This is a genomic window from Caballeronia sp. M23-90 (assembly GCF_053574605.1).
Genome location: NZ_JBSIPA010000211.1, coordinates 1 through 10,734, shown reverse-complemented (window position 1 = coordinate 10,734; position 10,734 = coordinate 1). Strand labels below are relative to the sequence as shown.

7 protein-coding genes are annotated in these 10,734 nt (G+C 60.2%); 5 read left to right on the top strand and 2 right to left on the bottom strand.

Annotated elements, in window-relative coordinates; all coding sequences use genetic code 11:
* The first annotated feature begins 108 nt into the window (after positions 1-108).
* Positions 109-3,267: an efflux RND transporter permease subunit gene (locus ACRXB1_RS20055; RefSeq protein ID WP_062169358.1), complete on the top strand. Its 3,159-nt coding sequence runs from the start codon at positions 109-111 to the stop codon at positions 3,265-3,267.
* 1 nt (position 3,268) lies between these two features.
* A complete protein-coding gene (locus ACRXB1_RS20050) occupies positions 3,269-4,912 on the top strand; it encodes an efflux transporter outer membrane subunit (protein ID WP_174362741.1) in 1,644 nt (547 codons plus the stop codon).
* Positions 4,913-4,989: 77 nt separating this feature from the next.
* On the opposite strand, the gene ACRXB1_RS20045 is transcribed toward ACRXB1_RS20050, so the two are convergent.
* A complete protein-coding gene (locus ACRXB1_RS20045; RefSeq protein WP_061998675.1) occupies positions 4,990-6,363 on the bottom strand; it encodes a nucleobase:cation symporter-2 family protein in 1,374 nt (457 codons plus the stop codon).
* Between the two features lie 440 nt (positions 6,364-6,803).
* On the opposite strand from ACRXB1_RS20045, the gene ACRXB1_RS20040 reads away from it, so the two are divergent.
* The 3 genes from ACRXB1_RS20040 to fghA are packed head-to-tail and all read left to right on the top strand — an operon-like array spanning position 6,804 to position 10,046.
* On the top strand, positions 6,804-8,024 hold the full coding sequence (locus tag ACRXB1_RS20040) for an AGE family epimerase/isomerase (protein ID WP_449492985.1): 1,221 nt from the start codon (positions 6,804-6,806) through the stop codon (positions 8,022-8,024).
* A 58-nt stretch (positions 8,025-8,082) separates the two neighbouring features.
* The gene (locus tag ACRXB1_RS20035) at positions 8,083-9,189 is read left to right on the top strand and encodes an S-(hydroxymethyl)glutathione dehydrogenase/class III alcohol dehydrogenase (protein WP_174362745.1); all 1,107 of its coding nucleotides are present in this window, start codon (positions 8,083-8,085) and stop codon (positions 9,187-9,189) included.
* A gap of 11 nt (positions 9,190-9,200) precedes the next feature.
* Positions 9,201-10,046 carry an S-formylglutathione hydrolase gene (gene fghA, locus ACRXB1_RS20030; RefSeq protein WP_449492984.1) on the top strand — a complete coding sequence of 282 codons (846 nt, stop codon included), beginning with the start codon at positions 9,201-9,203 and terminating at the stop codon, positions 10,044-10,046.
* Between the two features lie 54 nt (positions 10,047-10,100).
* On the opposite strand, the gene ACRXB1_RS20025 is transcribed toward fghA, so the two are convergent.
* Positions 10,101-10,734: metal ABC transporter permease (locus ACRXB1_RS20025; protein WP_449492983.1), on the bottom strand; the 634-nt coding region annotated here is incomplete at its 5' end.

Here is a 10,734-nt window from a genome sequence, read left to right as displayed (position 1 = left end):
TCGGCGCGGCGGCTTCGAGCGCTCCGGCGCCGGCTTCCGCCGCGGCAGCTTCCGCAGCATCAGGCGCGTAATCAGGCGCAATTGACGGAATAACAGGGAGCCTGTTTCATGGCAAAGTTCTTTATCGATCGCCCGATTTTTGCGTGGGTGATCGCGATTATTCTGATGCTGGCGGGGATCGCTTCGATCTTCACCTTGCCGATCGCGCAGTACCCGACGATCGCGCCGCCGGCCATTCAGATCAGTGCTACGTACCCGGGTGCATCGGCTACGACGGTCGAAAACACGGTGACGCAGGTAATCGAGCAGCAGATGAGCGGCCTCGATCACTTGCTGTACCTGTCGTCGACCAGCGATGACTCCGGCACGGCCACCATCACGCTGACGTTCGCCGCCGGCACCAACCCTGACATTGCTCAGGTTCAGGTGCAGAACAAGTTGCAGCTCGCAACGCCGCTCTTGCCGCAGGCCGTACAGCAGCTCGGCACGAAAGTGACGAAGTCGAGCAGCAGCTTCCTGGTGGTGATGGCGTTCGTGTCGACCGACGGCAGCATGGGCCGTTACGACCTGGCGAACTATGTGGCGTCGAAGATCCAGGATCCGGTCAGTCGTATCGACGGGGTGGGTACGGTCACGCTGTTCGGCTCGCAGTTCGCCATGCGAATATGGCTGGACGCAACCAAGCTCAACAACTTCCAGCTAACACCAATCGATGTCAAAAACGCCGTATCCAACCAGAACGTGCAGGTTGCGGGCGGCGGTCTCGGCGGCACGCCGGCGGTGCCTGGCCAAATGCTGCAGGCGACCATTACGGAAGCCACGCTGCTGCAAACGCCCGAGCAGTTCGGCAACATCCTGCTGAAGGTCAACGCGGATGGCTCGCAGGTGCGTATCAAGGACGTCGCGCGCATCGAGCTGGGCGGTGAGAACTACAACTTCGACACGAAGTACAACGGTCAGCCGACCGCCGGCTTCGGTATCCAGCTTGCCACGGGCGCCAATGCGCTGAATACGGCAAAACTGGTACGCGCGAAAATCGACGATCTGTCGAAGTATTTCCCGCCGGGTCTCGTCGTGAAGTATCCGTACGACACCACGCCGTTCGTGAAGCTGTCCATTGAAGAAGTGGTCAAGACGCTGATCGAAGGTATCGTGCTGGTGTTCCTGGTCATGTACCTGTTCCTGCAGAACCTTCGCGCCACGCTGATCCCGACGATCGCCGTGCCGGTGGTGCTGCTGGGCACGTTCGCGGTCATGGGACTGGTCGGATTCTCGATCAACACGCTCTCCATGTTCGGGTTGGTGCTCGCCATCGGCTTGCTGGTGGACGATGCCATCGTGGTGGTGGAAAACGTCGAGCGGGTGATGGCCGAGGAGGGACTGTCTCCGAAGGAGGCGACCCGCAAGGCCATGGACCAGATCACTGGCGCACTGGTCGGCGTGGCGCTCGTGCTGTCGGCGGTGTTCGTGCCGGTGGCGTTCTCGGGCGGTTCCGTCGGCGCGATTTATCGTCAGTTTTCGCTGACCATTGTTGCGGCCATGATCTTGTCCGTGCTCACCGCGTTGATTTTGACGCCGGCGTTGTGCGCGACGATCCTGAAGCCTATCGACAAGGACCATCACGTCGAGAAGAAGGGTTTCTTCGGCTGGTTCAACCGGATGTTCACGAAGAGCCAGGACAAGTATCACAGCGGCGTGGAGCACGTGATCAAGCGCTCGGGCCGTTGGCTCATCATCTATCTCGTGGTGATCGTCGCGGTGGGTTTCCTTTTCGTGCGTCTGCCGAAGTCGTTCCTGCCTGACGAAGACCAGGGCACCATGTTCGTGATCGTCCAGGCGCCGGCAGGCTCGACGCAGGAACGCACGGCCAAGGTTCTCGCCGATATCTCCGACTGGCTGCTGAAAGACCAGAAGGACATCGTCGAAGCCGTGTTTACGGTGAACGGTTTCAGCTTTGCCGGCCGTGGCCAGAACTCGGGTCTCGTGTTCGTGCGGATGAAGGACTACGCGCAACGACAGCATGCGGACCAGAAGGTGGGCGCGCTGGTCGGGCGCATGTTCGGGCACTTCTCGTCGTACAAGGACGCGATGGTGATTCCGGTGAACCCGCCGTCGATTCCTGAACTCGGCACGGCGTCGGGCTTCGACTTCGAGCTTGAGGATCGTTCGGGTCTCGGTCACGACGCACTGATCCAGGCGCGAAACATGTTGCTCGGCATGGCCGCGAAGGACCCGACGCTTGCGCAGGTCCGTCCGAACGGCTTGAACGATACGCCGCAGTTCAAGGTGAACATCGATCGTGAGAAGGCGAGTGCGCTGGGCGTGTCGCCGGCGGATATCGACAATGTGTTCTCGATTGCGTGGGGTTCGGCGTATGTGAACAACTTCCTCGACGTCGATAACCGGATCAAGAAGGTCTACATCCAGGGCGACGCGCCGTTCCGCATGAACCCGGAAGACCTGAACGACTGGTATGTGCGCAACAGTTCCGGTGGCATGGTGCCGTTCGGTGCATTCGGCTCGGGCAAGTGGATCTACGGTTCGCCGAAGCTCGAACGCTACAACGGTATTTCCGCAGTGGAAATCCAGGGTGCGGCGGGTCCGGGCAAGTCGACGGGTCAGGCCATGGCGGCGATCGAGGCCATCGCGGCGAAGTTGCCGGCCGGTATTGGTTACGAATGGACGGGCTTGTCGCTGCAGGAACGTCAGTCGGGTTCGCAGGCGCCGATTCTTTACGGCATCTCGATTCTCGTCGTGTTCTTGTGTCTCGCGGCGCTGTATGAAAGCTGGTCGATTCCGTTCTCGGTGATCATGGTCGTGCCGCTCGGTATTCTGGGCGCGTTGCTCGCGGCTACCTTGCGCGGACTGGAAAACGATGTGTTCTTCCAGGTCGGCTTGTTGACTACGGTGGGTTTGTCGGCGAAGAACGCAATTTTGATCGTGGAATTCGCACGCGACTTGCGCTCGCAGGGCCGAACGACGGTCGAGGCGGCCATGGAAGCGGCGCGCTTGCGGTTGCGCCCGATCCTGATGACGTCGCTCGCATTTATTCTCGGCGTGCTGCCGCTCGCGATCAGTAACGGCGCGGGTTCGGCAAGCCAGCACGCGATCGGTACGGGCGTGATCGGCGGGATGTTGACGGCGACCTTCCTGGCGATTTTCATGATCCCGATGTTCTTTGTCGTGATCAGCAAGATCAGCCATGACAAGGGCACGCCGCATCACGAACACGGTGGCACGCCTGCTCCGGCCAAGGAAGGAAATTGAGATGCTAAAACACTCCTTGATAGCGGCAGCGGTCGCGCTTTTCGCGGCTGGCTGCACCATGGCGCCGAAGTATGTGCGCCCGGCGGCGCCAGTCGACCAGACGTTCCCGCAAGGCGGCGTCTACGACAAGCAGCCGACCGCCACCTCGGGCGATGCAAGCAACCGGACGGCCAATGCAAAACCGGCGGTGGATATCGGCTGGCGTGATTTTTTCGCCGATGCCCGCTTGCAGCGGATCGTCGAAATTGCGTTAAAGAACAACCGTGATCTGCGCGTGTCCATGCTCAACGTCGCTTCGGCGCGCGCGCAGTACCAGATCACACGCGCCGGTTTGTTTCCGACACTCGATGCAGTCGGCTCGCAAACCAAGCAGCGCACGCCGAAGGATTTGTCGTTCTTCAACCAGACCATTTCGAACCAGTATTCGGTGGGTGTGAATGCATCGTGGGAAATCGACTTCTTCGGGCGGATTCAAAGCCTGAAGGATCAGGCCCTGGCGCAATACTTCGCGCTGGCTGAGACTCGCAAGGCGGCGGAAATTTCGCTCGTCTCGCAAGTCGCCGATCAGTACCTGACCATGCTTTCGGCCGACGACCAGCTCACCGTCACGCGCAACACGTTGAAGACGGCGGACGAGTCGTATCGGATCACGAAGCTGCAGTTCGATAACGGCGTAGGTTCCGAACTCGACGTACGCCAGGCTCAAGGCGTTCAGCAACAGGCTGCCGCCAACCTGCAGTCACAAATGCGTTTGCGGGCGCAGGCCGAGAATGCGCTGGTGCTGCTGGTAGGCGAGCCGTTGCCCGCCGATCTGCCGCCTGGCTTGCCGCTCGACAGCCAGAACCTGCTCGCCGATATCCCGGCCGACTTGCCGTCCGACCTGCTCACGCGGCGTCCGGACATTGCGTCGGCGGAGCAGTCGTTGCTCGCGGCTAACGCGAACATCGGCGCGGCGCGCGCAGCGTTCTTCCCGAAAATCTCCCTGACGGGAAGTTTCGGGACCTTGTCGCCGTCGCTGGGCGGATTGTTCAAGCCGGGTTCGGCGGCGTGGTCGTTCGCGCCGCAGATTTCGATTCCGATCTTCGAGGGCGGCACGAACATCGCCAATCTCGACGTGGCGCAGATTCAGAAGCGCATCGAAATCGCGAACTACGAGAAGGCGATTCAAACTGCATTCCGCGAAGTGGCGGACGGTCTGGCGGCACGCGGCACTTACGATCAGCAGATCACAGCGCTCGAATCGTTCACGAAGTCGCAGTCACGCCGTCTGGAATTGTCGGACCTGCGTTATCGCAACGGCGTGGACAGCTATCTCTCGGTGCTGACGGCGCAAGATGATTTGTACACCGCGCAGCAATTGCTGATATCGGCGCGGCTTGATCGCGCGACCAACCTTGTGGATTTGTATCGCGAGCTGGGTGGTGGCTGGATCGAGAACGCAGGCGATCAGCCACGTCCGGCGGATCTGATTCCGGATTACCGCGATATCGGTACGCCGGCGACGGCGGCTCCGGCTGCTGCTTCGGGTGCGACCGTGGGTTCGGTTTCCACAGGACCGGCGAAGCTGGTGCCGGTGCAGCATCTGGTCCCGGTTGCAAAGCCGCAAGTTGATGCCGAAGGGAAGGCGGTTGGGTCGGCGGGATAAGTGGGTTAGTTGGATCGTGTGAAAAAAAACCGCAGCCTTGGCTGCGGTTTTTTAATGCTCGTTTAGAACGGGCTTTTTCACCGCTCCGCCTTCGCCGTCCCATCGAAATCATGCCCTGCTCGCCGGATCGCGCACGTCGCATCGCGTTCCTTCTTCACTCCGTTGAACACGATATTGAGCAGCACCGCCGACACCGACGCCAGCAAGATCCCACTGTGCAGAATCGGCTCGAGTGCGTGCGGCAATTGCGAAAAGAATTTCGGCGCAACAACCGGCACAAGCCCCATCCCGATACTCACCGCCACGATAAACAAGTTGTGATGGTTCTTCACGAAGTCGACCTTCGACAACACCTTGATGCCGTTTGCCGCGACCATCCCGAACATGACGATGCCCGCGCCGCCCAGCACGAACGGCGGCACCGACGCCACCACTTGCGCCATCTTCGGAAAAAGCCCGAGCGCCACCAGAATTACGCCCCCGGTCGCGCACACAAAGCGGCTTTTCACGCCGGTCACGCCGATCAGCCCGACGTTCTGCGAAAACGATGTATGCGGAAACGAATTAAAAAGTCCGCCGATCAACGTACCAAGGCCATCGACTCTCAGGCCGCGAACCAGCGCATCCTGATCGACAGGGCGCTCGACCATGTCGCCGACGGCGAGGAACATGCCCGTCGATTCAATGAACGTGACGAACATGACGATGACCATCGTCGCGATGGACAGCGGGTCGAAGTGCGGCAAGCCAAAGTGAAACGGCAGCACGATGCCGACCCACGGCGCGCTCGTCACGCCGTTCAGGTCGACGCGTCCGAGCGACATCGCGATTGCAAACCCCGCCACGATTCCCAGCAGCACCGAAATGTTGGCGATAAACCCGCGCCCGAACTTGTTGATCAACAAAATCAGCACGAGCACGACCAACGCGAGCAGCAGATACACCGGATTGCCATACTCGGGATTTCCCACACCGCCGGCTGCCCAGTTGATCCCGACGCCCATCAGCGATAAACCGATCACCGCGATCACCGTTCCGACCACGACGGGCGGGAAAAATCGCAGCAACTTCCCGATCATCGGTGCAAGAAAGATCCCGATGACCCCCGCCGCAATGGTCGCGCCGAATATATCGAGAATGCCGAGCCCGGGATTCGTGCCGATGGCGACCATCGGACCGACGGCCGCGAACGTGCATCCCATGATGACCGGCAAGCGGATGCCGAAGATCCACAGGCCGAGCGTCTGGATCAGCGTCGCAACGCCGCATGAGAACAGATCGGCGCTGATCAGGAACGCGATCTGGTCCTTCGGCAACTTGAGCGCCGCGCCGAGAATCAGCGGTACGGCGACGGCGCCCGCATACATCACGAGTACATGCTGGATGCCCAATGTAAGCAACTGGGCGGCGGGTAAGCGTTCGTCGCACGGATGAACCGGGTTTGATGCCATGTCTTTGTCTCTCTCCATACAGTTTGATCGCCGTGCCATCCGGACGTCTTGTTTGAGCGATCCAAGGTAAGTGGCTTAAAAAACAAGAACAAGTCGACGTTGGCGTATGGCCCCCTTAGCCGGGCTGATATGGCCCGAGTGGCTTAACATTGCGCGTGGCGCGGCGAAGCGTTGGCTGGCGGGCGTTGAACGATTTGCGTCGCGCGAACGTGGGCACTTATATGCGAGGCGTGGTTATGATGGTTATCGGCCGGGACGCATAGTCCGTTTTTAGGTGGTGCGGCGAGGGCACGGGGTAAACCCGTCGCAACCGGGTTTTTCATGCTTTTTCATGCATTCCCGGCGCTTTCAAAACCGGGTTTTACGCCTGCGCTTAAACTAACGCCGCACACACAAAGTCACGAACACGAGCTTTTCAAGAATCAGCAGACCTCATACAAATGTCCGATACCGCCAAGCCCCAGACTCCCATCCCCGAATTCCGCTCGCGCGAGTTCCTGCTCGACCATGCGTTACGGACCATGACGTTTTACCACCCGCATTGCATGGATCCGGCGGGCGGTTTCTATCATTTCTACAAGGACAATGGCGCCGTCTATGACCGCAAGACGCGGCACCTTGTATCGAGTACGCGTTTCGTTTTCACCTACGCAATGGCCTACAAGCATTTCGGCCTCGATGAATATCGCGGCGGCGTGCGTCATGGCATCGAATATTTGCGGGAGTTTCATCGGAATCCGGCAACGGGCGGTTATGCATGGACGCTCGATGGCCGACAGGTCACCGATGGCACCAATCATTGCTACGGCCTCGCGTTTGTGGTGCTCGCGTATGCGAAGGCGCTCGAAGCCGGATTCGAAGAAGCGCGGGCCTATCTGGAAGAAACTTGGGACCTGATGGAAGCGCGTTTCTGGGACGCTGAACACGGCCTGTACAAGGACGAAGCGAGCGCTGATTGGTTGGTGTCGGACTATCGCGGGCAGAACGCCAACATGCACGCTTGCGAAGCGATGCTCGCCGCATTCGAAGCATCAAAGGACATGCGTTATCTCGACCGTGCCGCGCTGCTCGCAGACAACATGGTCAACCGTCAGGCCGCGCTGGCCGGCGGGCTCGTCTGGGAACACTACAAGCCGAACTGGTCGGTGGACTGGGATTACAACAAGGGCGACAAGTCGAACATCTTCCGTCCGTGGGGATTCCAGCCGGGACATCAGACGGAATGGGCGAAGCTTTTGCTGATCCTCGACCGGCATCGTCCGGAAGCGTGGCACGTGAAGCGCGCGCGTGAACTCTTCGACAAAGCCATCGAACTCTCGTGGGACCACGAGCATGGCGGCATGGTTTATGGCTTCGACGTGGAAGGCAAGTTCTACGACGAAGACAAGTATTTCTGGGTCCAGGCCGAATCACTGGCAACAGCCGCGTTGCTTGCCGAGCGCGCGGCGCGTGACGGCGACGCCGCCGCCGCGACCCGTTACTGGAATGATTACGGCCGCTTGTGGGCTTATAGCTGGGAACACTTTGTCGACCATAAGTGGGGCGCGTGGTACCGGATCCTCGCGCGCGACAACACCAAGTACAGCGACGAGAAAAGCCCTGCGGGCAAGGTCGACTATCACACGATGGGCGCATGCTACGAAGTCCTGAACGTAGTTTGAACGCAGCCCTGAGAATCCCTGAATCAACGATTATCGATTATCGAAAGGAGTCGGACACATGAAGACGAAAGCCGCCATTGCATGGGAAGCCGGAAAGCCGCTGACCATCGAGGAAGTGGATCTTGAAGGGCCGCGCGCCGGCGAAGTGTTGATTGAAGTGAAAGCAACAGGCATTTGCCACACCGATTACTACACGTTATCCGGCGCAGACCCGGAAGGCATTTTTCCGGCGATCCTCGGGCATGAAGGCGCGGGCGTGATCGTGGATGTAGGTCCGGGTGTCGGCACCTTGAAGAAGGGCGATCACGTCATTCCGCTCTACACGCCGGAATGCCGCCAGTGCAAATTCTGTCTCTCGCGCAAGACCAACTTGTGCCAGGCCATTCGGTCCACGCAAGGCCGCGGCTTGATGCCGGACGCGACGTCGCGGTTTTCCATCGGCGGGAAACCGCTGTTCCATTACATGGGGACATCGACGTTCTCGAACTACATCGTCGTGCCGGAAATCGCGGTCGCGAAGGTACGCGAAGATGCGCCCTTCGACAAGATCTGCTACATCGGCTGTGGCGTGACAACGGGCGTCGGCGCGGTCGTGTATTCGGCGAAGGTCGAAGCGGGTGCGAATGTGGTCGTGTTCGGTCTGGGCGGTATCGGCTTGAATGTGATCCAGGGCGCGAAGATGGTGGGCGCCGACAAGATCATTGGCGTCGATATCAATCCGGGCCGTGTGGAACTCGCGAAAAAGTTCGGCATGACGCACTTCATCAACCCGAACGAAGTGCCGAACGTGGTCGATCACATCGTGCAACTCACCGACGGCGGCGCGGATTATTCGTTCGAATGTATCGGCAACACGAAGGTGATGCGTCAGGCCCTCGAATGCACGCACAAGGGCTGGGGACAGTCGTTCATCATCGGCGTGGCAGCCGCGGGCGAGGAAATCTCGACGCGTCCGTTCCAGCTCGTGACCGGCCGCGAATGGAAAGGCTCGGCGTTCGGCGGCGCGCGCGGACGCACGGATGTGCCGAAGATCGTCGACTGGTATATGGAAGGCAAGATCAATATCGATGACCTGATCACGCACACACTGCCGCTCGAGCGCATCAACGAAGGTTTCGACCTGATGAAGAAGGGCGAGTCGATCCGCTCGGTGGTTCTGTACTGAGGATGACGACGATGCTGGAACTCGTGGAAGAACATCGCTGCTTTAGCGGCGTGCAGCGGACATATAAGCACGACTCGCAAACCATCGGCTTGCCGATGCGATTCTCTGTCTTCCTGCCGCCGCAAGCCGCACACGGCAAGGTGCCCGCGTTGTTTTATCTCGCGGGTCTCACGTGTACCGAGGAGACGTTCGCGATCAAGGCGGGCGCGCAGCGTTTTGCGAGCGAGTATGGCATCGCGCTGATCGGGCCCGATACCAGTCCGCGCGGCGCGGGCATTCCGAACGAGGGCGCGGCGTGGGATTTCGGCGTGGGTGCGGGGTTTTACGTCGATGCCACGCAGGAACCCTGGGCGCGCAATTATCGGATGTACTCGTATGTGACGCAGGAGTTGCGCACCACGGTGCTGGCCGAGTTGCCCGTTCGCGAGGATCGTCTGGGTATCTTCGGCCACTCGATGGGCGGTCACGGCGCGCTGGTTCTGGCGCTGAGGAATCCGGACATCTACAAGTCGGTATCGGCGTTCGCGCCGATTGCCGCGCCTTCGCATTGCCCGTGGGGCGAGAAGGCGTTTTCAGGTTATCTGGGTGATGATCGGGAAACGTGGAAGCAGTACGACGCGAGCGAACTGGTGAAAAGCGCGAAGACGAAGTTCGATGCAGGGATCCTGATAGATCAGGGTCTTGCCGATAATTTCCTCGCCACGCAACTGCATCCGGAGATTTTCGAGGCGGCCGCGAAGGTGGCGGGGCAGACGGTGACGCTGCGCCGGCATGAAGGGTATGACCACGGGTATTACTTTATCTCGACGCTTATCGGCGAGCATGTGGCGTTTCATGCGCGGACGTTGTGCGCGTGAGGCAAAGTCGGACGGGAGCGCCGTGGGCGCTTTCGTTCTCGCAGTGATTGCGATCTACTTTCGCCCCAACAAACTCACCCCATAAACCCCTGCCGACAGCATCGTGATCCAGAAGCTCGTTGGCCAGTCGGTGTAATACGCCAGCGTCAGCCCGACCCACGCCTGTCCCAGCGCGAAAACGGCCGCGAGCATCACGCCGGTCGACAACCGCGTCGCCACGTTTTGCGCTGCCGCTGCCGGTCCGACCATTAGTGCGAACACGAGCAACACGCCGACGATCTGCGTCGATGCCGCCACTGCCAGCGCCGTGATCGCGAGGAACAGCACGGACACGAGCCGCAGCGATACCCCTTTGGCCTCAGCCAGCTCCGGCTGCAGCGACGCGAACAACAACGGCCGCATGATCACGGCCAACGCGCCGAGACTGACCACGGCGAGTCCAACCAGTACCAGAAGCGTTTCGTGACTCACCCCAAGCACGTTGCCAAAAAGCAGCGCGGTTGCCTGGCTTGCATACGCGGTGAAGAAGTGCAGGAACAGCAACCCGAATCCCAGCGATAAAGACAGGATCACGCCGATGGCAACATCACGTCCCGTGAGCTTTTCGCCCAGCGCGCCCATGCCGACGCCCGCAACGAGCGTGAAGCCGATCATGCCCCAGAGCGGCGAAACGCCCACGAGCACCGCA